This window comes from Neobacillus ginsengisoli (assembly GCF_030813055.1).
Genome location: NZ_JAUSTW010000019.1, coordinates 1 through 23,640 on the forward strand (window position 1 = coordinate 1; position 23,640 = coordinate 23,640).

Annotated in this window: 25 protein-coding genes and 3 pseudogenes; 20 read left to right on the forward strand and 8 right to left on the reverse strand. The window is 37.8% G+C overall.

Features of this window, described 5'->3' with window-relative positions; all coding sequences use genetic code 11:
* The first annotated feature begins 887 nt into the window (after positions 1-887).
* Entirely contained in the window at positions 888-1,895 is a 1,008-nt protein-coding gene (locus J2S10_RS26835; RefSeq protein WP_307414191.1) for a DUF3231 family protein, read from the forward strand.
* A 401-nt stretch (positions 1,896-2,296) separates the two neighbouring features.
* Complete coding sequence (locus tag J2S10_RS26840) at positions 2,297-3,151, forward strand: cupredoxin domain-containing protein (RefSeq protein WP_307414192.1); 855 nt, start codon at positions 2,297-2,299, stop codon at positions 3,149-3,151.
* Between the two features lie 85 nt (positions 3,152-3,236).
* Here J2S10_RS26840 and J2S10_RS26845 read toward each other — a convergent pair whose 3' ends face one another.
* Positions 3,237-3,575, reverse strand: a complete 339-nt coding sequence (locus tag J2S10_RS26845; RefSeq protein ID WP_307414193.1) for an IS110 family transposase — start codon at positions 3,573-3,575, stop codon at positions 3,237-3,239.
* Between the two features lie 1,202 nt (positions 3,576-4,777).
* On the opposite strand from J2S10_RS26845, the pseudogene J2S10_RS26850 reads away from it, so the two are divergent.
* A pseudogene (locus J2S10_RS26850) lies at positions 4,778-5,761 on the forward strand (aldo/keto reductase).
* Between the two features lie 65 nt (positions 5,762-5,826).
* Here J2S10_RS26850 and J2S10_RS26855 read toward each other — a convergent pair.
* Complete coding sequence (locus J2S10_RS26855; RefSeq protein ID WP_307414195.1) at positions 5,827-6,372, reverse strand: TetR/AcrR family transcriptional regulator; 546 nt, start codon at positions 6,370-6,372, stop codon at positions 5,827-5,829.
* A 188-nt stretch (positions 6,373-6,560) separates the two neighbouring features.
* Between J2S10_RS26855 and J2S10_RS26860 the strand changes: the two genes are divergently transcribed.
* The 8 genes from J2S10_RS26860 to J2S10_RS26895 all read left to right on the forward strand — a co-directional run bounded on the left by J2S10_RS26860 (position 6,561) and on the right by J2S10_RS26895 (position 12,306).
* Positions 6,561-7,622: an NAD(P)-dependent alcohol dehydrogenase gene (locus tag J2S10_RS26860; RefSeq protein WP_307414197.1), complete on the forward strand. Its 1,062-nt coding sequence runs from the start codon at positions 6,561-6,563 to the stop codon at positions 7,620-7,622.
* Between the two features lie 242 nt (positions 7,623-7,864).
* Positions 7,865-8,605: an SDR family oxidoreductase gene (locus J2S10_RS26865; RefSeq protein WP_307414199.1), complete on the forward strand. Its 741-nt coding sequence runs from the start codon at positions 7,865-7,867 to the stop codon at positions 8,603-8,605.
* A gap of 69 nt (positions 8,606-8,674) precedes the next feature.
* The gene (locus tag J2S10_RS26870) at positions 8,675-9,262 is read left to right on the forward strand and encodes an SDR family oxidoreductase (RefSeq protein ID WP_307414201.1); all 588 of its coding nucleotides are present in this window, start codon (positions 8,675-8,677) and stop codon (positions 9,260-9,262) included.
* 67 nt (positions 9,263-9,329) lie between these two features.
* A complete protein-coding gene (locus tag J2S10_RS26875; protein ID WP_307414203.1) occupies positions 9,330-10,070 on the forward strand; it encodes an SDR family oxidoreductase in 741 nt (246 codons plus the stop codon).
* 86 nt (positions 10,071-10,156) lie between these two features.
* Positions 10,157-10,987 carry an SDR family oxidoreductase gene (locus tag J2S10_RS26880; protein ID WP_307414205.1) on the forward strand — a complete coding sequence of 277 codons (831 nt, stop codon included), beginning with the start codon at positions 10,157-10,159 and terminating at the stop codon, positions 10,985-10,987.
* Positions 10,988-11,055: 68 nt separating this feature from the next.
* Entirely contained in the window at positions 11,056-11,463 is a 408-nt protein-coding gene (locus J2S10_RS26885) for a cupin domain-containing protein (protein ID WP_307414207.1), read from the forward strand.
* Between the two features lie 90 nt (positions 11,464-11,553).
* Complete coding sequence (locus J2S10_RS26890; protein ID WP_307414209.1) at positions 11,554-11,745, forward strand: hypothetical protein; 192 nt, start codon at positions 11,554-11,556, stop codon at positions 11,743-11,745.
* A gap of 300 nt (positions 11,746-12,045) precedes the next feature.
* Positions 12,046-12,306 (forward strand): hypothetical protein, encoded by a 261-nt coding sequence (locus J2S10_RS26895; RefSeq protein ID WP_307414211.1) that lies wholly within the window; start codon positions 12,046-12,048, stop codon positions 12,304-12,306.
* Positions 12,307-12,446: 140 nt separating this feature from the next.
* Here J2S10_RS26895 and J2S10_RS26900 read toward each other — a convergent pair whose 3' ends face one another.
* Complete coding sequence (locus J2S10_RS26900) at positions 12,447-12,659, reverse strand: hypothetical protein (RefSeq protein ID WP_307414213.1); 213 nt, start codon at positions 12,657-12,659, stop codon at positions 12,447-12,449.
* Between the two features lie 532 nt (positions 12,660-13,191).
* Here J2S10_RS26900 and J2S10_RS26905 point away from each other — a divergent pair.
* The 8 genes and pseudogenes from J2S10_RS26905 to J2S10_RS26940 form a co-directional block, all read left to right on the forward strand.
* Complete coding sequence (locus J2S10_RS26905; protein WP_307414232.1) at positions 13,192-14,019, forward strand: inositol monophosphatase family protein; 828 nt, start codon at positions 13,192-13,194, stop codon at positions 14,017-14,019.
* 901 nt (positions 14,020-14,920) lie between these two features.
* Positions 14,921-15,241 carry a PadR family transcriptional regulator gene (locus J2S10_RS26910; RefSeq protein WP_016131412.1) on the forward strand — a complete coding sequence of 107 codons (321 nt, stop codon included), beginning with the start codon at positions 14,921-14,923 and terminating at the stop codon, positions 15,239-15,241.
* A gap of 71 nt (positions 15,242-15,312) precedes the next feature.
* Positions 15,313-15,654, forward strand: a complete 342-nt coding sequence (locus tag J2S10_RS26915) for a DUF1048 domain-containing protein (RefSeq protein WP_307414218.1) — start codon at positions 15,313-15,315, stop codon at positions 15,652-15,654.
* A 171-nt stretch (positions 15,655-15,825) separates the two neighbouring features.
* Positions 15,826-16,587 (forward strand): ABC transporter ATP-binding protein, encoded by a 762-nt coding sequence (locus tag J2S10_RS26920; protein WP_307414220.1) that lies wholly within the window; start codon positions 15,826-15,828, stop codon positions 16,585-16,587.
* On the forward strand, positions 16,588-17,337 hold the full coding sequence (locus tag J2S10_RS26925) for an ABC transporter permease (RefSeq protein ID WP_307414221.1): 750 nt from the start codon (positions 16,588-16,590) through the stop codon (positions 17,335-17,337).
* A gap of 279 nt (positions 17,338-17,616) precedes the next feature.
* Positions 17,617-18,021, forward strand: coding sequence for a DUF3888 domain-containing protein (locus J2S10_RS26930; protein ID WP_307414222.1), 405 nt, complete (start codon positions 17,617-17,619; stop codon positions 18,019-18,021).
* Positions 18,022-18,181: 160 nt separating this feature from the next.
* The gene (locus J2S10_RS26935) at positions 18,182-18,529 is read left to right on the forward strand and encodes a hypothetical protein (RefSeq protein WP_307414224.1); all 348 of its coding nucleotides are present in this window, start codon (positions 18,182-18,184) and stop codon (positions 18,527-18,529) included.
* 616 nt (positions 18,530-19,145) lie between these two features.
* Positions 19,146-19,550 (forward strand): annotated as a pseudogene (locus J2S10_RS26940) (FAD-dependent monooxygenase); the annotation flags it as partial.
* A 268-nt stretch (positions 19,551-19,818) separates the two neighbouring features.
* Here the strand turns inward: J2S10_RS26940 and J2S10_RS26945 are convergent.
* Positions 19,819-20,121, reverse strand: a pseudogene (locus J2S10_RS26945) (GNAT family N-acetyltransferase); the annotation flags it as partial.
* 386 nt (positions 20,122-20,507) lie between these two features.
* On the opposite strand from J2S10_RS26945, the gene J2S10_RS26950 reads away from it, so the two are divergent.
* On the forward strand, positions 20,508-21,542 hold the full coding sequence (locus J2S10_RS26950; protein WP_307414226.1) for an SDR family oxidoreductase: 1,035 nt from the start codon (positions 20,508-20,510) through the stop codon (positions 21,540-21,542).
* 283 nt (positions 21,543-21,825) lie between these two features.
* Here J2S10_RS26950 and J2S10_RS26955 read toward each other — a convergent pair whose 3' ends face one another.
* The 4 genes from J2S10_RS26955 to J2S10_RS26970 form a co-directional block, all read right to left on the reverse strand.
* Positions 21,826-22,050 (reverse strand): hypothetical protein, encoded by a 225-nt coding sequence (locus J2S10_RS26955; protein WP_307414227.1) that lies wholly within the window; start codon positions 22,048-22,050, stop codon positions 21,826-21,828.
* Between the two features lie 175 nt (positions 22,051-22,225).
* Positions 22,226-22,447: a hypothetical protein gene (locus tag J2S10_RS26960; protein ID WP_307414229.1), complete on the reverse strand. Its 222-nt coding sequence runs from the start codon at positions 22,445-22,447 to the stop codon at positions 22,226-22,228.
* Between the two features lie 130 nt (positions 22,448-22,577).
* A complete protein-coding gene (locus J2S10_RS26965) occupies positions 22,578-22,880 on the reverse strand; it encodes a DUF2653 family protein (RefSeq protein WP_307414230.1) in 303 nt (100 codons plus the stop codon).
* Between the two features lie 9 nt (positions 22,881-22,889).
* Complete coding sequence (locus tag J2S10_RS26970; RefSeq protein ID WP_307414231.1) at positions 22,890-23,294, reverse strand: hypothetical protein; 405 nt, start codon at positions 23,292-23,294, stop codon at positions 22,890-22,892.
* Between the last annotated feature and the right edge of the window lie 346 nt (positions 23,295-23,640).

Consider the following 23,640-nt stretch of genomic DNA (forward strand, 5'->3'; position numbering starts at 1 on the left):
CCCACGGGTGCTTACGTTCTACCCCGGCTACAGTTATAATAAAACCATATAAAAAATGGTCAACCAGAAATATCTGGCTGACCTTATAATACGAACGGGTGCGATTCTTCAATAACGGAGGATCGCTTTTCCCTTATTCAAGTAACGTGGCAGTTTAGTGGAAGAGTCCCGTTTGATCTTTGTTCAGCAAACGGGCCATTATATTGAATAAGAAGTTACATAAAACTCCACTTTTTTATGTAGCGACCAGGCTTCTACAGAAGCAAAAAACGTTGATGTATCCACGATGTATAAAATAATGATGAATGATAAAAACGAACAGACGCCAAACCCTTTAACTGTATGGGTTTGGCGTTTATGTTAACTAGATTTGTATACAGTATTCATGTTAAATATTGTTAAATTTAGGGGTTATTTTGTTTAGAACAAAATGGGGTACCGCCAGGACATGGGAGGGAAAGCCTCCAGGGGCACCGTGTAGATGTGCATTATATGGTAAAATATGGAGTGGTGGCTAACTCCTTTATTTAACTATACCTTCACGAAGCCAAAATGATCTGAACTCATTTCATTTACCTGAAAATCCAATTACAAGGGGTATGAAATCCTGCGAATAAGTGAGCATTCGACAGATATTCGTATTAAACTGAGGGAGTTGAAGAATGGATTTTAGAATAAAATGACAAAAGTAATCCTCCCCATTGTTCTTTGAGGCTCCTTAGATAGTTTCTTGATTTTCAAAAATAAATAATTGTAAATGGGACAAACTATTTTTAATAGTTCTGAAAGGGCATTGAATATGCACGTTGCTATTGCCATTTTAACTAATTAATCTAATTAATATTAGGTGGAGGATTGGAGATATTATTTAGAAAGGAGTGGAAAAAATGAGTCATTCAAAAAACAATTTGCCTTTTGTAGAATTAACCGCAAACGAGGTATCTAACCTTTGGTCTTCCTTTTTAATGAACAGTATGGAACAAAGACTTTTTGAATATTTTTTTGCAAGTACAGAAGATAGCGAAATAAAACAAGTGATAGAAAAGATGTTAAATCAATCTCAAAAGAATATAAATGAACTCAAGGAGATTTTTGTCAAAGAGAATCTTACTGTCCCTCTTGGTTTTACCGATGAAGACGTAAGGGTTGACGCACTCAAAGTATTTTCTGATACATTTATTTTGCATTTTTGTTTTGACCTAACACACCTCTCGATGAGTACATATCCAATTGCATTATCAGATTGCACCAGAAACGATGTTCGAGATCATTTTCAAGTAAACATTGCATTTTCTGTAAAAATCCAGAATGAAATTGTAGACTTAATGTTATCACAAGGAATATATTTGAAACCTCCACAAGTAGCGATAGATAGTGAGGTGGAATTTGCTGATAACTTCTTGTATCTTAATGGTTTTTTTGGTGGTTCAAGACCTTTAAATGCTGCTGAGATCGCTAATGTATCAAGGATTATTCATAGGGCACAGTTTTCAAAAATGGTTTTTGTCACTTTTAGTAAATTAGCCCAAACAAAAGAGCTAAAACAACATTTTGGTAAAGGTAGAGATGGGATCGAAAAAATATTAGATTCACTTCAAGAAGTTCTTGAAAAAGAAAATATTCCGATCTCAGCCTCAGGGGACTATCAAATTTCCGATGTAGAGATGTCTCCATTTTCCGAAAAGTTAATGTTGTTTTTTGTGAATACTTGTCTGGGAATATTCTGTTTTGCCATGATAAGTCAGGCTATGACTTCCAGTTTAAGAACGGATATAGTTTCTAAATTAGGCAAAATATCAGACGATATGAAGAAGTATTATGGACTGGGTTTGCTTTTAGCGATAAAAGAAAAATGGTTTGAACAACCTCCCCAAGCAGTAGATAGAAAAGTTTAGTTAGAGATATTATCTTAAGTTAATAAAAATAACTCAAAAAACCGCCCCTATTTATTGGACTATTCAACCTATATCCTAAAATGAAACAAAAAAATTTAAAAATTTATCCTCACTTATATGTATTAAGGGTGAGGAATTTTAATTTAAAAATGTTATTCAACAAACGGGTGCGATTCTTCAATAATGAAGGATCGCTTTTTCATATAAACACGGTTTCTTTAATCATAACGGTATTTTTTCTTCGTCATAGCTTGTGCAAATCCAAAAATAGAACAGTTTGGAATAAGATGGGTAAATTAAAATTCCCTTAAGAATCTTAAAATTCCCTTAAGATTCCTTGGGAATTTTAAAAGACGTGGTATGCTTTTCATGTTCAAACTTTTCATTTTAGGAGGTTTATCGTGAACAAAACAGCGAATAAAGGTGCTATCGCAGTCGCTCTGGCTTCTGCTATCTCCCTCTCTTTAGCCGGATGTGGGACAAGCCAATCGGCAAAACCAGTTAAGGCTGCTACATCCGAGAAAGTCAAGACCGTTCAAACGGCTTTCAATCAATATATCGTTGTAGAGGCAGGTTCAAAACTCGGTTCTGACGGGAAGAAGCACGATGCTTTTATCAACGGTGATATACAAATCACACAAAACCAACCAGTCACCCTTCACTTCTTGAATTATGATGATGCGGAACATACCTATGTTTCACCTGAACTTGGACTAGGTGTAAAAATCAAAGGCTCCACTAAGAAAGGTCAGCCGAAAGAGACCACCTATACATTTACACCTTCCAAATCAGGCACGTTCACCTGGAATTGTACGGATGTCTGCGATGACAGCAAACAATGGTCAATGTCGCAGCAAGGGTATATGACAGGAAAAATTACGGTTCTTCCTGCTAGTAATCAAGTTCAGCATGTATCCATGGTGGTGAACCCTGGTTACAAATTGGGTCCGGACGGAAAAATGCATGATTCCTTTGCGAATGGCGACATCACTGTGAAAGTCGGACAGCCGGTAGAGGTGACAGTTTATAATCTTGACCAAGGTGAGCATTCTATTACAGCTAAAGACCTTGGACTCAATTTCGTAGCTAAAGCGAGTGCGAAAGACGGTGTTCCCGCTGTCTCCACTTTCACTTTTACTCCACAAAAAGAAGGGAAATTCATGTGGATGTGTACGATCCCATGCGATGACGATGCCAAAGGCTGGGCAATGTCAAAAGACAATTATATGATGGGCTATTTCAATGTAGTCAAATAACAAAGAACCGGCAGATCGTTGCCGGCTCTTTGTTATTTGAAAGCAATAAAGATTGTGAAGAATTGTACTGATATGAACGAAACTGTCAATGCCCCCTACACAATTTGATTTTGGTTTGGGTTTTGGGCAACTTTAGGGAGAGAAGCGTTTTTCGGCTTCTTTTCTTTAAATCTCCCTTAACAGCGGGCTGATGTCCGTAGCTCCAGGCTGCTTCTATAAGCAGACGCCGAACATGACGGTTTCCTGTTTTTGTAATCTTACCTTGCCTTCTGATTTCACCACTTGAACTTTCACTTGGAATTAATCCAACGTAAGACATTAATTTTTTGGGAGAAGCAAATCTTTTAAATGATCCAATCTCAGCCACAAGACTGGTAGCTGTTATAGTAGCTATTCCCCTTAATGATTGGAGTGCTTGAATCATTGGCGCATGGTGACCTTAGTTGATTGTAATTTAATTTCTTCTTCTAATCGTTTTACCCTTTGCTCAATTTCTTGTAGATGGTGTAGATACTCTTGAAAAACTACTTTAGATGCAGAACGCTCAAATTTTAGAGTATTTAACCATTCTCGATATCTACGAGTCCATTTTTTTCCTTTGAAAGGTGGGTGAATATCATTTCGTAAAAGGAATTTGGTTAATCGATGTTTGGCTCTTAATTCATCTTCTTTGGCATCTTCGCTAGCTCGAACTTAAACTATTGGGTGCAAGAGTTAAAAATCAAGATAATAAAATGGTGTTTTTTCTTATTGTTATATCGTTGTTTCAACTAAAACCCAATTTCGAAAAGAAACAGCTTGGGAACTAGGCACGGACTATCGGAGGGAGAAAAAATGAAACAAAAGAGCTAACTGATTGTTAAAAAACTTTGTACTCAAACAGCTAGCTCATTTAAACTTTAAAATAAAGAAGGATATGAGGCCACAGGCGGTCCCCAGAAAGGATTCCCATAATAACCATGAACTGTAAGTGATTGCTGAATATTTGGCATTATGTGATTGTGATGGGTCGAGTTGTATTGCGTAGAGTGATGATGAGGAGTGTGGCTATAAGTAAAGTGGTTATATTGTGCAATACAAGCTCCAGGTTGTCCAGGATGTTTACCAGTATGAATATATTGAGTCAATTGTCACACTTCTTTCAAATGGCTTAATATTATAGTATGAGTTTCAATTAATATAGTTACTTTTTAGAATAATATTTTTAAATAAATGATTTCATTAGGAAGTTGATGGATTTAATGGTCAATAGACATTGCGAGTTGTAATATTTTTTTGCACAATACGAATATATTATGCAATGAATTAAGGTGTTTGTTCAACTAAAGGTGCAGGGGCATTATGCTCCCTACCGAGCCTATAAGATTGTGAAGAAATGAACTTAAAGTAACGGGTAGCATTACTGGAATAACGGTAATGCTTTTTTCTTATTCAAGTAAAGTGGCAGATTAGTTTAAGTGAATAACTTCACAATCTGCATTTTAAATCAATAGTAAATAAACAATTATAATTGCTCTGTTAAGTAATATACAAATTGCGTTCATTTAACAATTGAAAGTGTTTTCTTTCTGTTTATAATAGTAGTCGATGGTTAACGATTTTATTTGGAAAGCGAGGAGCAATCAAATGGAATATACAAAACTTGGAAATACAGGTTTAGATGTATCCCGCCTTTGCCTTGGATGTATGGGTTTTGGTGTAACGGAACGATGGGTGCATCCATGGGTAATTGATGAAGAACGTAGCCGTCCGATTATTAAAAAGGCTCTTGACTTGGGGATCAATTTTTTTGACTCAGCAAATGTGTATTCAGACGGAACAAGTGAAGAAATTGTTGGACGGGCTCTAAAGGATTATGCCAATCGGGATGAAATTGTCATTGCAACGAAGGTGTATTTCCCTATGCATGAGGGTCCAAATGGCAAAGGTCTTTCTCGCAAGCATATTATGAGTGAAATTGACAAGAGTCTTAAGCGCCTCGGAACAGATTATGTGGATTTGTATCAAATTCACCGCTGGGACTATAATACTCCTATCGAAGAAACAATGGAAGCCTTACATGATATTGTGAAAGCTGGTAAGGCAAGATACATTGGTGCTTCTGCGATGTTGGCATGGCAGTTCCTAAAAGCGAACTATGTTGCTGAAAAAAATGGTTGGACCTGATTTGTATCAATGCAGAATCATTTAAACCTTTTATATCGTGAAGAGGAACGTGAAATGCTGCCTTTATGTAAGGAAGAAAAAATTGGTGTGATTCCTTATAGTCCCCTTGCATCAGGAAGATTGACGCGTGATTGGGCTGAAACAACACATCGTTCCGAAACCGACCAAGTGCAGAAGTCTAAATATGATGCTACTGCTGATACGGATAGGTTGATTGCAAAGCAGGTTGCTGCAATTGCAGAAAGACGTGGCGTAGCTCGTGCCCAAATTGCAATCGCTTGGTTACTGCAGAAGGAACCGGTAGCAGCTCCTATTATTGGGGCAACAAAAATTTCACATCTTGAAGATGCAGTTCCATCTCTTTCGATCAAGTTAACGCCTGAAGAAATAGCCTCACTGGAGGAACCATATGTACCGCACCCAGTAGTCGGTCCCTTAATTTAAGTAACATGTGAAATAAATTGCGTTTTAAATGCCCTTAGGAGCAGTGTGCAACACTGCTCTGTTTTTTATAAATTCCTATCTAATAAAATCCCTACTTGTTCTGCCATCTCACGGGACGTATAAGGCATTCCATTATTAAACCACCATTCTACTAGCCCTACGTAAGAGGTGACAATAAATTGAAGAATAACTTCTTCCTTTAATCCTTGATTTTTCCCTTTTGCTACATCCACTTCATCTTTAAATTCTTCGATGAGAAATTCTAGGAACTGACTACGAAATGAAGGGGCTCCTTTACTCGCTAACATCGTGGAAAAGAATAAATAATGACCTTCAAGGTATTCGAACCACGGGAGATTTGCATCTATATATTCCAATTCAGATGACGATTCACATATTTCTCGTAGTTTGTCAATATGTTCTGCAATGAGCTTATCCAGTAAATCATATTTATCCAAATAATGAAGATAGATAGTTCCCCGACTAACATTTGCCCTGTCGGAAATATCTTGTATCGTAATTTCATCAAAACTTTTCTCGGACATCAATTCAATAACTGCTTTTTTTATGGCTTCTTGGCTTTTGGCTATTCTTCTATCCACTTTAGACATTGTAAATCTCCAACTTTCCTAAAGATATTTAACAATTTTATTAGATTTGTTCATTACTTAACAAAGCGTGTTGAATTGACCATTGTAAGTATTTTGTATCTGTTTATAATTATAGACAGATGTTCATTAATTTATCAATGTTTATTTTGTAAGGGTATCTGGATTAAGAAAGGATTGTGTTGTTTCTTATGTGTAATAATCATACAAACATAACTATGACCCGTGCTTTAAGTGTCCCAAGTACAAAAGCACCATTTGAAAAGACTACTATTGAACGAAGAGAGTTAAGACCAGACGACGTTTTAATTGATATTAAGTATAGTGGTATTTGCCACTCAGATATTCACAATGCATTCAATGAATGGGGTGGTGGAACCTTCCCGATGGTTCCTGGTCATGAAATCGCTGGTATTTTATCAGCAGTTGGTTCAGAGGTGACAAAATTTACTGTAGGTGACCGTGTTGGGGTTGGATGCTTTGTAGATTCCTGCGGAGAATGCGAATACTGCTTGAATGGTGAAGAACAGTTTTGTACGAAAGGTGTTATCAGTACCTATAATGATGTAGATTATGATGGAAATCCAACTTACGGTGGATATAGTCAAAAAATTGTTGTAAAGGAAAATTTCGTTGTCCGTATTCCCGATGCTTTGAATTTGGATGTGGCAGCGCCGTTATTATGTGCAGGTATCACCACATTTTCTCCATTGAAACATTGGAACGTAGGACCAGGTAAAAAGGTTGCTATTGTTGGTATGGGAGGACTCGGACATGTAGCGATTCAATTTGCGCATGCGATGGGTGCTGAAGTAACCGTCTTGAGCAGGTCTCATAATAAGAAAGATGAAGCACTTAGTTTTGGTGCAGACCAATATTATGCAACAAGTGAGCCAGCTACTTTCACTCAATTAGCTAGCCGTTTTGACGTGATTTTAAACACCGTGTCAGCAAATCTTGACGTTGATGCTTATTTATCTTTGCTTCGCATAGATGGAACCCTTGTGAATGTCGGTGCACCAGCCGAGCCAGATCAGTATAATGTATTTTCATTACTAAGGGGTCGTCGTAGCATAGCCGGTTCTCTCGTTGGAGGAATCCGGGAAACACAAGATATGCTTGATTTTGCCGCTGAGCACAAAATTGCCCCAATGATAGAAGTAATTCGTGCTGAAAAAGTAGACGAAGCTTATCAACGAGTTCTTCGCAGTGATGTGCGTTATCGATTCGTTATTGACATTGCAACCTTGTAAATGGTTAAGATGCTTTCAATTTCATAAAATAAATAAGTTTATCAAAGGTGATAATAAACAATTTTGAGGGATTTGTTTAATAATGAACAAAATGTGTTCAATTGACTATTTTCAGGTATTCTGTCACGGCATGAAGAAATAGGTAATGGCTAAACTATTTATGGTTGTCTGGTTACCAAGTAACTATTTTCAATATCGTGGTTCAGATAATAAATTTACATTCAGATTGGAGACTAAACAGTATGTCTAATATTCAAGATAAAGTTGTAATTATAACAGGTGCTTCTAGTGGGATTGGAGAAGCTACCGCCAAAGAACTTGCATCTAAAGGAGCGAAGTTGGTATTAGCAGCTCGTCGCGAAGAACGCTTAAAGAAATTGCAAGAAGAGATTCAAAGTAATGGAGGGAAGGCAATTTACAAAGTGACAGATGTTACGTCCGATGAACAAATGGAAGAGTTAGCTGAGCTTGCTCTTAAAGAGTTTGGGAAAATTGATGTAATGATTAACAACGCAGGACTAATGCCACTATCTCCTGTCTTTGAGAAAAAGATCAAAGAATGGGATACGATGATTGACGTGAACATCAAAGGTGTACTTTATGGTATTGCTGCTGTTCTTCCTTTTATGAGGGAAAGTAAAGAAGGACACATTATTAATATTTCTTCTGTAGCAGGGCACTTAATTGGACCAGCAGGTTCTGTTTATAGTGGTACAAAATTTGCTGTTCGTGCCATTACGGAAGGTCTTCGTAAAGAAGAAGCTGTGAACAATATTCGTACAACCATCATCTCACCGGGAGCAGTTGCTACTGAATTACCAGAAAAGATTTCGGGTGAGGAATTAAAATCTGGAATTGATGAATTTTACAAAGTAGCGATTCCAGCTGAGAGCATTGCTCGTGCAATTGCCTATGCAATTGAAGAGCCATCTGATGTAGCAATAAATGAGATGATAATTCGACCAACAATTCAAGAACTGTAGAAACTCTCCATCCAGCTGTCCAGAACAGCTGGATGTTTACCTTATTAATAATGAAAGGGAGCGTTAAATTTGACTAATGTTTTAATTCTTGGAGCAAATGGCTCGATCGCTCGTGTTGCAGTAGACTTATTCTTAAAAGAAACGGATGCACAATTAACGCTTTATCTGCGCAATTCAAGCAGACTAAAAAATATTGATTCTAGTCGTGTACGTGTAATTGAAGGCGATGTTTTGGATATAGAAAAATTAAAAGAAGCAATGATTGGTCAAGACGTTGTTTACGCCAATCTTGCCGGTAGTCTTGTACAAATGGCTAAAACGGTTGTACAGGCAATGAATGCGACTGGCATTAAACGCCTGATTTGGATTAGTTCAATGGGAATTTATGAGGAAGTCCCAGGAGAGAGGTATAGAAGTATTTTAGATCCGTATCGAGATTCGGCAGCGATTATTGAAGCTTCTGACCTCGACTATACAATCTTGAGACCAGGTTGGTTTACCTACGAGGATGAAATCGATTATGAGATAACTCAGAAAGGCGAACCATTTAAAGGGCATGATATATCTCGAAAGAGTGTTGCTGACTTGGTTGTTAAATTAGCAGTAACGCCAGGATTGGAAGTTCGTCGCAGTTTAGGGGTCAACAAACCAGTGTAATCTGGGGGATTATCCATCCCTTATTGCTTGAAGAAATCAAGGTATTTTTAAGAAAGGGTGTTTTATTATGTCAAATATAAAAGATAAAGTTGTCATCATTACAGGCGCTTCCAGTGGGATTGGAGAGGCTACTGCAGAGGAACTTTCATCTAAAGGTGCGAAGTTGGTGCTAGCAGCTCGTCGTGAAGAACGTTTAAAGCAATTACAAGAAGAAATCAAGAACAATGGTGGTCAAGCTATTTACAAAGTGGTAGATGTGACTTCGCATGAACAAATGGAACAACTGGCTGAGTTAGCTCTAAAAGAGTTTGGGAAAATTGATGTTTTGGTCAATAATGCCGGAGTCATGCCGCATTCCTTCCTTTACAAGAAAAAAATTGATGATTGGAACAAGATGATTGATGTAAACATTAAGGGAATTCTATACGGAATCGCAGCTGTACTTCCAACAATGAGAGAACAAAAATCAGGGCATATCATTAATCTTTCATCTGTTGCAGGACACTTTGTTGGAGCTGGAAGCACTGTCTATGCCGGGACCAAGTTTGCTGTACGTGCTATTTCAGAGGGTCTTCGTAAAGAAGAAGCTGGAAACAATATTCGTTCCACTATTATCTCACCTGGAGCAGTTACGACTGAATTAACAAATTCGATTACAGATATGGATCTGAAACCAGGAATCGATAAAATTTATGAAGGTGCGATTGATGCTGAATCAATAGCTCGTGCCATTGATTTTGCTATTGAACAACCTTCCGATGTAGCAGTTAACGAAATGATTATCCGTCCTACATCACAAGAACGGTAATTCATTATAATTTGTTCATTAATGAACAAATTAAGCCAACTGCTGATTATAAATTAATCCTAGAATAAAATTAAGGAGGACATACAATGAAAGAAGTTATACTTTGGACAGGTGCTGGACAGATTGGAATGGCGATAGCTAGAAGAATCGGTTTTGGTAAGAAAATTATTATTGGTGATAAGAACCTAGATAATGCCAAGGTTATTGCAAAAATTATGAAAGAAGCCGGATTTGATGTGGTACCTGTCGAAATGGACATTTCTTCCAGAGAATCTATTTTAAATTTGATTGCAGAAGGTCAGAAGTATGGTGAAATCACTGCTCTTATCAATGCAGCCGGCGTGTCACCTAGTCAGGCACCTATTGAAACCATTTTGAAGGTGGATTTGTACGGAACTGCAGTATTGCTGGAGGAAGTAGGAAAGGTCATAGCTCATGGAGGCGTAGGTGTGACAATTTCCAGTCAGTCTGGACACAGAATGCCTCAATTGGGAGTTGAAATTGATGAACAGCTAGCAACGACACCAACTGAAGAACTCCTTAGTTTGGAAGTCCTTCGTCCAGAAAATATCAAGGATACGTTGCATGCTTATCAAATGGCGAAACGTTGTAATGTGAAGCGCGTTATGTTTGAATCTATTCGCTGGGGGGAAAAAAACGCTCGCATCAATTCCATTTCTCCGGGGATTATCGTAACGCCATTGGCTATAGACGAGTTCAATGGTCCAAGAGGAGAGTTCTATAAGAATATGTTTGCCAAGTGCCCTGCCGGACGACCAGGAACAGCTGATGAGGTTGCAAATGTTGCTGAGCTGCTGATGATGCCTGAGGGAGCTTTCATCACCGGAACTGATTTCCTAATTGACGGTGGAGCTACGGCTTCTTATTTTTACGGACCACTAAAACCAGCTGAATAATATAATCGTTCGACTGTTCAAGTAGGTTAATAATAAAAAATAAAGCTATTGGAGGAATTAAATTAAATATGGCAAAACATGAGGAAGTAAAAAATGGTGTTATTTTTCCAGTAGGCGAAAAAAATGAAGCATTTGCACAATTTTTCGTAGGACAAAGTTATCTTAAAGGATTAGTTTCTGATCCTAAAGTAAATGTTGGTGTTGGGAATGTCACCTTTGAACCAGGATGCCGAAATAACTGGCATATTCACCGTAATGGATTTCAAATTTTACTTGTAACTGGCGGCGAAGGTTGGTATCAAGAAGAGGGAAAAACAGCTCAGTTTTTAAAAGCTGGTGATGTGATTGTCACTCATGATGGTGTGAAACACTGGCATGGTGCTACAAAAGATAGCTGGTTTGAACACATTGCAATCACTGCAGGAACTCCGGAATGGTTAGAACCTGTTGATGATGAATGGTATAACAAGTTATAAAACTAACGCATCGAATTAATTGATTCGATGCGTTAGTCACTTTATAAATATTTAATTGTTAAAAAGATATATTGTGACTTTAGAAGTTTCATGGGAAGATTCAAACCTGAAGTGATTGACCATAAACAAGCGTTATTAGAATTAATTGCTGGAGTTGCTGAAAGTAAGAATGCAACATCTGCACAAGTTGTCTTAGCATGGGAATTAGCACAAAAACCATTTATTATTCCACGTCCAGGTACAACAAAATTACATTTTGGAAGAAAATTCGGGAGATGCTAATATTCAACTAACAAAGGAAAAATTAGCTAGTAATAATGAAGCTTTATCTAAAATTGATATAGACGAAACCCATTTATAGTGTAACTTGGGATTGATAAACAGTCCTTAAAAGCAATTTATTAATTCGGTAAGTAAGATTGTGAAATAGTGTACTTAAACAAACAGGTGTTTTAGGTTCACAATAAATGGGCTGTTTTGGCAGTCCTTTTTCATTACCGTATTTAACTCTAAAGGGCAGAATAGCTAAAGAAGAATGATGGAAAGATAAGAGTTGGCAGTTATATTAGGAGGTATGGAGATATGGAAGGGCAAATAAAAGTAGATTTTGAAATAAATGCTGTTGGTGAAGAAACAATAAATGGTTACGAAAGTTCATTTAAAAAATTCGAAATTGCAAGAACAAAAAGTCTTTCAAAAGAACTAACATTAGGGGATTTTGAAGAGATTATTAACGAACTTTTTGCTGAAATTCAGTCATCATATGACCAACCGGAACATTTAACAGCAAAGATAGTTATTAGAGTGAAAAAAGAGAAAAATAAAATTATTTATCTCGGTTAAAAATGGGTATACCTTATTGAAGTAACGGGTGCTTGAGTTCAAAAAAGTAAGTCTGTTGCGACAGTCTTTTTCTTAATGGGGTTGATTAGTTGAAGAACTCGGATGTCCTTTTGTATTTCACCCCAATAAAAAGCACACGATTATTCAGATGCATACTTAAGTATTCCATGTAAATAAACTGAGTATTCTCGCTGTACACATTCTCTTAACTTGATTTTTCCTTCACTTTCTAATTCTCCAACCAATTCTTTAATCTTTTTTTCATCTTCTTTTGTAGCCTTAGGAATCTCTGTTGAAAACAAATTACCTCGACTGGCATTGTGTAGTTTTTTTAATAAACCAACTTTATTCATTGGGTCATCCCCTTTATCTATTATTTTCGACATAAAGGAGGCTTTTTCCTTTGAATACCAATTAATTTCTCAAGTTTTCTTATTCAGCTATCGGAGTTCAAGAGTTGAAGATCAACGGACAGATCGGCAGCTCTTTTTTCTTGTTGAAGTAACGAAGCAGCATTCCTGTAATAAGAAAAAAGGGCTAATCTATTTTCTATTGAATAAATATAGAATAAAGAGGAAATTAAATTCTTTATCTTGAAATAGTAGGTTATTACGGAAAATAGAAGAAAAGTTAAATAAGACTTTCATTAACATTTTGCCTAATAGAAAAAACATTCGTATGTTCGTTCGTACTACCATTAAACTTTTCACCATACGAAGTAAAACAGACTATCCTAAGAGATATGTCAAAACGAGCAAATGTCATTACCGTCGAAACTGGCGAGCCGTATGTAATAATACCTTTTCGACAATTAATGGTACGTTTGTGGTAGAGACGCTTGTATCTGCACAGATTCAGCCGGATTAGGAGGGGGAGCGTGTATATATCCATGTTCAGTTAAAGGTTGCACTCGAGGCAGCTCTCTATGCTGGGTATCACATGATTAAAAAATTTGGTACACAATATGACATAATAGAGAAAACTTCACCGATGGATGTTGTCACTGAAGTTGACTTAACATGCAATCGTATTATTGAACAAATCATTCGTCAAACGTTCCCTGACGATAAAATACTTTCAGAAGAGTCGCAGGAAAGCGTGTTATACGATAAGAACTGTTCTTCTGTTTGGATAATAGACCCATTGGATGGGACAACAAATTTCACACGGAGAATTGCTTTTTCTTCTGTATCTATCGGTTATATGGAAAATGGCACAGTGACTATCGGAGTGGTATACGACCCTCACCATAAAGAGTTCTTCTTTAGTATCAAAGGACAGGGAGTTAGATACGCAAAATCAAGTGAGATAACCACGTGGCTTAATTCAAAAACAAATAGTATGCCAGGGAATTTATACGTTTCAATGAGTAAGGAGTTTGATTCAAGGACCGCTATAATAGCACTAGGGATTCCATCTGATCCTGAAAAAAGCGCTGTAGCATTGTCAAAGACCTTGAAACTTATACCTTATGTAAAAGGGATTCGAGATTTTGGGTCATCTGCTTTACACTTGGCGTATGTAGCCGCAGGACGACTGGACGCTTACGTCGCTTATGGGCAATTCGTGTGGGACTATTCGGCGGGACTTTTGTTGGTTCAAGAGGCAGGCGGGTTTGTTAAAATTTCAGACAGCGAATACGCAGATGACCAGGATATAATTGTCTCTCGGACACATACTTTTGGTAATGAGTTGATAACCCATATCAGTTAAAAACGCGGACCTATACTGCACCTTAGCAGAGATAGAAGTAAAAGCTATTGTTAGTGGTGAATATCTTAATTATTTTTACTCAATTGATGAATGGAGCTTTCAAGTCACTATGCTGGAAACTTTTATTTTCAATGAAGTTCTTCCGTTCTAATTCAACTCCCTCAGTTTAATACGAATATCTCTCGAATGCTCACTTATTCGCAGGATTTCGTAACCCTTGTAATTGGAATTACGGGTAAATGGAATGAGTTCAGATCATTTTGGCTTCGTGAAGGCATAGTTAAATAAAGGAGTCAGCTACTACTCCATATTTTACCATATAATGTACATCTCCACGCCGCCCCTGGAGGCTTTCCCTCCCATGTCTCTACTAATGAACAGCAAATTTCTAGATCTATTCGGTGTGTTCATTGAAACAGAAGACGGCTTTTTACTTAAAAAAGTTAATGAGCAAGTAGTGAATAAGATAATCGAAAAATAATGGAGGGATAGAATTTCCATATTCACATGTACAGCTGCTGGATGGGAATTATCCACGGTGTAATCATTGTGAAAGAAGCATAGGAGGAAGTAAAAGCTCGATAAAGAAAAACGGCTGTATCCAATGGGGATAGCTGGTTTTAGAAATATTTAGAAAAACCAGTTGACAGTTCCTCTACTAGGTGTTACGATATACCTGTAATAAGTAACACTGGATACCAACACCACTGAATAGTGAGGTTACAAAAATATTTTAAGAAAAACAGTTGACATCCGTACTACTCGGTGTTACGATGTACCTGTAATAAGCAATACTTAATAGCGCGATTTCCCAAAAGCTATTAAGTAAAAGTTTTACTTAGTACTAAGTTATACTGAATATAAGTCAGACAAAATAGAGGAGGTAAAGGAGGCTCTGAACATGGAAAATTTAACTGAAATGCTGAAGGGTTCGCTGGAAGGCTGCGTGCTGGAAATCATCAGCCGCCATGAAACCTATGGCTACGAGATTACCCGCCGCCTAAACGAGCTTGGGTTTACCGAAGTCGTGGAAGGGACGGTCTACACCATCCTCGTGCGATTAGAAAAGAAAAAACTTGTGAACATAGAAAAAAAACCGTCAGATATGGGGCCGCCCCGCAAGTTTTACTCACTTAATGAGGCTGGCCGCCAGGAACTTGAATTGTTTTGGAAAAAATGGGATTTTGTATCATCAAAAATAAATGTCTTAAAGTCAATCTAGCTTCATAAGATATTCCGTCCGATATTTTTGGAGTGTCTTGTTCATCTATATAAAAAAGGAGGAAAAATAACATGTTGGAAATGTTCAAAAAAATGATTGGTGATAAAAAAGAGTACAAGATGATGATGGCACGGGTTGAAGCCCTGCCAGAGGACTACCAGTTTGTATTTAAGAAAATTCAAAACTACATGTGGAATTTCTCAGCGGGCAACGGGATGGATATGCTGCACATGCAGTATGAATTAATCGAGTTGTTCGAAGCCGGTACGGCGGAAGGCAGACAAGTGCTGGAAATCACTGGGGACGACGTGGCGTCCTTTGCCGACGAACTAGTGGCAAACGCTAAAACCTATTTCGCAAAGTATCGTGAAGATTTGAATCAGAGTATCATGAAGCGATTGGGAAAAAAATAAATTCAATAGATCATACCGACTGATTAGCTGTTACAAATGTGAATTGCCGCCTTCGCTATTCAGTTATATTTTTAACCAGGTAGTAAGTAATACTGATTATCAGTCAGACTAAATAGAAGAGTATAGGCAATCTAGCTCCGCAAAGACGCTTTTTATAAGGAGGAAAAAAGTATGAACAATGCAGCGATTTCTGTAAAAGGGTTAAAAAAATCCTTTAAAGACAAGGAAGTCTTAAAGGGGGTGGATTTTGAGGTCCGGCGTAGCGAAATTTTCGCACTGCTGGGCTCAAATGGAGCGGGCAAGACGACGACGGTCAACATCCTCTCTACGCTGATGAAGCCCGATGGCGGCGAAGTAGGTATTTGCGGCTTTGACGTCCAGCGTCAACCAGATCATGTTCGCCAGAGCATCAGCCTGACAGGGCAGTTCGCAGCTTTAGACGGAATGCTCACCGGGCGGGAAAACCTGATGATGATCGCCAAGTTGCGGGGAGTTTCCAATCCCGCTCAAGTCGCCGACAATCTGCTTGCAAGATTCAGCCTGACCGATGCGGCCAACCGCCGGGCGGACAAATATTCCGGCGGAATGAAGCGCCGGCTTGACATTGCCATGAGCCTGATCGGAACGCCAGCAGTCATTTTTCTCGACGAACCGACGACAGGGCTTGACCCCGAAGCGCGGATTGAAGTCTGGGATACCGTCAAGGAGCTTGCCGGCGGCGGCACGACCATCTTGCTGACGACCCAGTACCTGGAGGAAGCCGAACAACTGGCGGACCGTATCGCCATCCTGCATGGCGGAAAAATCATCACGACCGGTACCCTTACCGAACTCAAAGAGATGTTCCCGCCAGCGAAAGTGGAGTACATCGAGAAGCAGCCGACATTGGAGGAAATTTTTCTCGCGATCATCGGCAAAAAGGAGGAGATGTAAATGAAAAGCAAAACAGGGGTATTACTAGGGCGTTTAATGCGCAACATCCTGCGCAGCCCGGATACGATTATCACGGTGGCGATTACGCCGATTATGATGATGCTGCTGTTTGTCTACGTATTTGGCGGCGCCATAGAGACAGGCACGGACAACTACGTCAATTATTTATTGCCGGGAATCTTGCTGATGGCTATCGCATCCGGCGTCGCTTACACTTCCGTGCGGCTGTTTACGGATGTAAAGAGCGGGCTGATGGCGCGTTTCATTACCATGCCCATCAAGCGCTCGTCGGTATTGTGGGCTCACGTGTTGACCTCGCTTGTTTCCAATGCGCTTACTGTCGTGGTGGTTATCCTCGTCGCGCTCTTGATGGGCTTCCGTTCCAGCGCTGATATCCTGGATTGGCTCGCGGTAGCTGGGATACTCGGGCTGTTTACGCTGGCGCTGACATGGCTGGCGGTCATTCCCGGATTGACAGCGGGGTCTATGGAAGGGGCGACAGCCTACTCGTACCCGCTGATTTTCCTGCCGTTTATCAGTTCGGCCTTTGTCCCCACCGAAACCATGCCTAAAATTGTCCGTGCGTTCGCTGAGAACCAGCCCGTGACTTCAATCGTGAATGCGATCCGTGCCCTCTTGTATGAAGGGTCTGTTGGCAACGGTATCTGGATCGCGCTTGCCTGGTGCGTCGGCATCATGGTCATCGCTTACTTCTTCGCCAATAAAGCATTTAAACGCCAGTTAGGGTAAGTACACCATCGGTTCGGTGTCTCGTGGCAACTAAATCTTCCGAAATAAAATATATGTTTGGAAAAGCACGGAAAAATTTTCCATACTTTAATTATTTGTCATGTTCTCAGGGTAACTATTGTCGATATAACACCTTCATGTTATTCAACAATCGGGCGCAATTCTGCAGTAAGAATTGTGCTCTTTTTTTATGTTAAGGGCTCTTTAGTTGAACAAGAATATTAACAATTCATTCAGGGAAAGTACCTACTATACACTATAAAGAAAGTAGGTATTGATTTGAGAAAAATCCTTATGACTACCTATTTTATTATCTTTTTAAGCACACCTGTCCAAGCAGAAACAGATAGTTCACGTTATGTAATGAAGCTTGAAGATATAATTTATACATTTTTATCACCTCTGGAATCAAAAGCAATTAAGGAGTATTTTGGAGATACATACTTATCTGATTTTTGTAAGTTTGTAGAGGTTAAGACGAAACCCGATTCTGCATACAGATATGAAATAACATATCAATTCATAACATATGAAAGGGCAATAATGCCTCCATATCATTTGTTTACTTTAAAAGTTGGTAACAATTCTCCTACGGACTGGGTTATAAAAGATGTGAAAGTGAGAAAATTAGCCGAGTATGAAGATTATACCAAGATGTGTAGAAAACCAATGATTGTAAGGTAGAATCGACAGTTATTAAGCTCTAATGGGTGCTTATGATAAAGAAAGGGATGCTGCTGCGGCATCCTTTTTTGTTATTGAACAAACTAGAAGTTTAGTTAGATAAATATTTGGAAATGTATGGTAAAATTAATACGAATATTAAAGGTGGAGAGTGGTACTAATGAAGGCTTTATTAGAGTTAGTACGAATTGCTTTTATATTTGTATTTTTTGTAGGAATATTAAGTGCTTTTATAACATTTTTATACTCAAAGTTAGGAACTGATACTTCCACTTATGGATGGATGATAATAATTGCAATTATTATATTTTTCTTTGTACTGTATCGAAATAAATATCAGTTTAGTGGATGGTATACAGGTAAGAGGAAAAAACTCCCGAAAAAAGTATCTTTAGTTCTTATTTCCGTTTCAATATTATTATTGTTATTACCTTGCATTCTAAGTTTCTCAAATACTAAAACGGAGAGGATATCTTCTGCAAGTTGGTCTTATCCTTTTGTTGTTTGAAATGGATATTCCTACAAAACAAGCAATGAATATGTAGATGTAGATCAAATTGATAAGGTAATTGGAGAAATAACAACTTATTCAGACAAAGAAGGAAATTATTCAGGTAACTTCTCAAATATGTATAAAAAAGATACCCAATATTTTTCGATTAAAGGAATTAGTTCCAATAAAGCTATTGCCATAAGAGAAGAGGATGGAAGGTATAAAAAAGCGATTAGAGTTGATAAATACGAAGGGAAATAGCCACTTTGTAAACACGGTCGCTAGAGCTGAAGAAGTGGTTGGTGCCTAACAATTCTACTTACCTAAACTCCGAAGAGGGTGACTGTATGGGGAATATAATATGGATAAATGGAAGTTATAAAGAAGATAGTCGAGTTTTTGATTCCGATATTCAAGCTCAAGAATGGGCGGATGCCCTACTTCCAGATTTCGGTCCATATTTAATTAGTCAGATTAATGTAGGTTATGCTACTCCTGACGAGAAGGTTATTAAATATTTAGGAAATCTTTTACCTGATTGGGCTAGTTATAATAATGTGAAAATTTGTATTCATCAAGAAAAAACCATAGTGGATGGTCAAGTCTTATACAAAATTTGGACACAACATATGCGACAGACTTTTATTTTGATGAGATTTGCCAGATTCATATGCCGACATGGTCAAAAGGTCGGATTACATTGGAAGGCGATGCAGCATATGGCCCATCACCCCTTTCAGGTCAAGGCTCTAGCCTGGCGCTCGTTGGTGCTTATGTATTAGCTGGCGAACTCAAAGCTGTACATGGCGATTATGCCCGTGCTTTTGTTGCCTATGAACAAGAAATGAGAAAGTTTGTTGAGAAAAATCAAAAAATAGGACTTATGGCTGCTAGGAGCATGATTGAAAAATCAAACTTCAAAATCTTTCTACGCAATTTAATGTTGCGGGTACCCACCCTTATGGTCGTACAGTTTAAGATGATTTCGAAAATGATAGCGAAAGCTGCCAACGGGATTAAACTGAAAGATTATTGATATGGATAGCAATAAGAGGAGTTTCAGCCCAGCTTTAATTTCTTGGCAGGAGTGCTACTATCAACAAGTGACACGTGCAAAAAAGCTGTCTATTATTCAGTAACTATATAAAACACAAACAATTTTCTGCCTAGCCAGCTAAGCGTAAACAGGCCCTTAAGCCTTTAAAAATATTTTGATCTTCCGCAATCGGGCGCTTTAATTTAAAAGGTAGTCATAATTTATTAATGAAAGATTTTCTAAATGATAGTAATTTAATAATTCACATACTCCCCATTCCTTTTTTCTGATGCTCAGGTACAACAGCAACTGGAGCAAGTGCCAAAGAATTGACAGTTTTATCACCATCTACGATTTTTATTTTAGATAAAAGAATATGACCTACAATGTCTTTGTCTTGATTTAATGCAACTAAAGAAAGTTCAGGAATAAATGCATCTGATTTTCTAATCCGATTTACAAGTAAATGTTCTTTCTTGTCGCTATATTCTTCATTTAAAAATGCTTTTTTAACAACTTCTTCAGTTGTGTTATATTCTTCAGTGAGCTCTTGTCTAATTAATATATCCATTTATAGTCTCCTGTTCTTTTAATAAATTACGTCTTTTCTTTATCCTATAAATGGCACTTTCTTAATGCACGAAGTCATTAAGAAAGTTTACTCACCCAGCTCTAAACATAAGTTTGACAAACAAAAACCTCCAAATTTAGTATGGAATTATTTTATAGTGTTATATTATCGAGGTCAAACTTCAGTGTATTAAACCCTCTTGTGATAACGGATGCTAATATTCAATAAGTACGAATTTTCAATAGCCTTTGATCTTCCACAAAAGGGCGCCTTTCTTTAATAAAAAGGCATAAATTTTTCATACTCCCGTAACTTTTAACGAAGAAAAACCGTTTTATAAAACGAAAGGTATTTTTACAAACTATTAGACTGAATGGGGGAAAATTATGAAGATCCTTATATTAGGAGGTACTCGTTTTTTAGGAAAAGCTTTGGTAGAAGAAGCATTGAAAAGAGGGCACGAAATTACCTTATTTAATCGCGGCACCAATAAAGAGACGTTTCCTGAGGTGGAGCAGCTAATCGGCAATAGAAACAGTGATGTATCACTTTTGGAAAACCGGAAATGGGATGTTGTAATGGATACATGCGGATTTGCTCCTCATCAAATCAAAAAAATAGCAGCAGTACTCGGGGATAACATCGAACATTATACATACATCTCAAGCATTTCTGTTTATAAAGATTGGATTCCACTCAATATTACGGAAGACTATCATTTACAATCCATGCCGTCGGATAAATTGAAGGATGTTGAGGAGGGGACAATTTCTCCTTACGAGTATTACGGCGCATTAAAAGTACTATGTGAAGAAGAAGCGGAGAAGCATTGGCCAGGGCGTGTTTTGCATATAAGAGCGGGACAGCTTGTCGGACCATTTGACTATACGGATCGGCTCACGTACTGGGTTCAGCGTGTAGGACAGGGCGGAAAAGTATTAGTGCCGGGACGTCCAGATCGTCCTGTTCAATTGATTGACGTAAAAGATATAGCAACATGGGTGTTCAATATGGCGGAAAACAGAAAAGCAGGTACGTTCAATGTAACAGGGCCGGATTATGAATTGACTATAGAAGTGCTATTGAATACCTGTAAAGCTGTCACAAACGGTGATGCCGAATTTGTATGGACAGATGAACAATTTGTATTGGATCATAAAATACAGCCATGGACGGAAATGCCGTTATGGATTCCTGAACACTTCCCGTTAGAAGGAGAAAGAGAACCGTGGAAAGGCTCGTTTTGCATCAGCATAGAAAAAACCGTTGAGGCCGGACTTTCCTTCCGCCCCCTTGAAGATACTATTTATGATGTGTATCAATGGGAGAAAGCGAGACAGGATGCAGAACTTAAAGCGGGGATATTACGAGAAAGAGAGCAGGAGCTGCTAGAGACTTGGTTCCAAAAAGAGAAAAAGTAGACATTGTGATGGGATTATTACCCTATGCCCATCAAATCTAAGGAAAAATTATATTCTAAAAAATTGATTCTTCTAAACTATGATCTTCAACAATCGGGCGCTTTAATGGTGTAAGATAAATATTTATGGACTGAACAGTTTTCTGTTCAGTCCATAAATATTTATCAAAATTGCTTAAATGGTATTTACTCTTCTGATGGCCCTTCAATCTACGATCTTTGCCGACACCACGAGGGATTTCGTAATAAACTTTTTCGGGGGAAGATGCAAAAATACCCTACTTCTATACCACTTTTTTGGTTTTAGTTTTGTCTTTGGTTTTGGTTTTCTTTAACTTACTGCGTCGTTGCTCTACGTGTTGAAGCAGCCCAGATGAGGTTCTCTTTTTTAACAAAGGATGCCCAAACAAAATTGCTGAAATTTCGATGTCAGTTTGATGTGGAAGATTGATAATGGTATTGTCGATTAATTCATCTTCTTGCGGAGACCAAAGTTTATTACCAGCCATTTTATCACCCTTCTTTTGTTTTTTCACTACATACATATACAAACGAAAAAAACTTGAATTATCATTTATGTGTATTTACTGAATAGAAAAAGCGAAGGCAATAGAATGATTTTAAACAAAAGGAAGGAAAAGAGATTCCTTTCTTCCAGTCAATTATAAAGTTCCTAATTTCAAGTTAAACTTCCATTAACATAAATTTTTCCACGAATTGAGCTACTTTGTGTGTATCAACCTTTTTGAGTTTAGCTTCTGTTGCTGTAATATATGTTTTTAATTCTTTTATTTTTTTTATGTCCTTAAGAGATACATGACCATTTAATAATTTAATGGCGATATTTTTAACTTTTTTATCATCTGATTGGTGTAAAAGATAAGCTAGACAACAGATTTTGTCCAATTTTTGATTCTCCCCTCTACAACAAACGTATGTTCATATATAATTCGATGTATCGCATACAATTCCCTGCAAAAAATGTAAATTAAGAATAATAAAAAAGGTTGCACAATCTGCAACCTTTCACTTTGGTTCATAAACTAACAATAACAGCCTCAATCCCTGTACCTTTATTAAACTCTAGATTCACTTTTAATCTTTCTGGAATGAAATTATGGTAATCTGATAGGTAAACAATAATACCATCAATTATATTCTGCTCAGTTAAATGAATAGTTTGAAATCCTCTATTCATATCTCTAGCATTCGCTTCAAATCCGGTCGTTGGATTAAATTGAAGGTCTACATCTATCTCTTCAGGCTTACCGTTAATTCGTTGTGCTGCAATGACACAACAAGCGTCAATTACGTCCTGTTCATTAAATAATAATTTCATTGTTATCTCCTAGTAACGCCTTCTTAAGAAAATCCCTTTGATAATCCGCACAACGATCAGAATCAAAATAAGGTCGAAGAGAAACCCGAACATCGAGAAACCATAGGAGTGTCCATAATAAAGGCCGCCAAAAGGGTGAAACATACTGCCGAAAAACGTTCCTGCTCCAAAGGCTGCGGCATGACTCCAGAAACTACCGCCTCTTGAAGAAGAACTCGTATAAGACGAAGACGTTGACCTAGATACACTGCTTGATGGCGATTTGTATCCAGAGTGGTACGTGCTGCCTGAAAGTGTTGACATCGAATGTGAACCGAATGAGGAGCTATGTCCTCCACTGAACCCTCTTGCTTCTGTCATACTTGGAACCACAAGGGTAAACAGTAAAACTAACGCAATGATAAATTTTTTCATCTATAATTCTCCTATCAATTGTTTTATTAAAAGAGTTAACCAATAGACTTATACGGTCCTGCATTGAAAAAGTTTCAAATAAGCTAACTTGATAAGTATTATAGCCACGGCACTTAGAAACCTCAAGTATTAGTTGATGGAAGTTAAGAAATTACTAGCTATTCGACACCTTCAAATTCCAGATGGTTTATTTCATCATTTAACTCAAAATTAATAAATAAATATGAAGTAAAGCTTTTTCGTTATTCAAGTAACTGGCAGCATTCCTGTAATGAAGAAATATGAGGTTTGAATATAAAAAAGCCCCTTGGTAAGATATGAGTGTCCAAAGCTTGGCGGCAAAAAG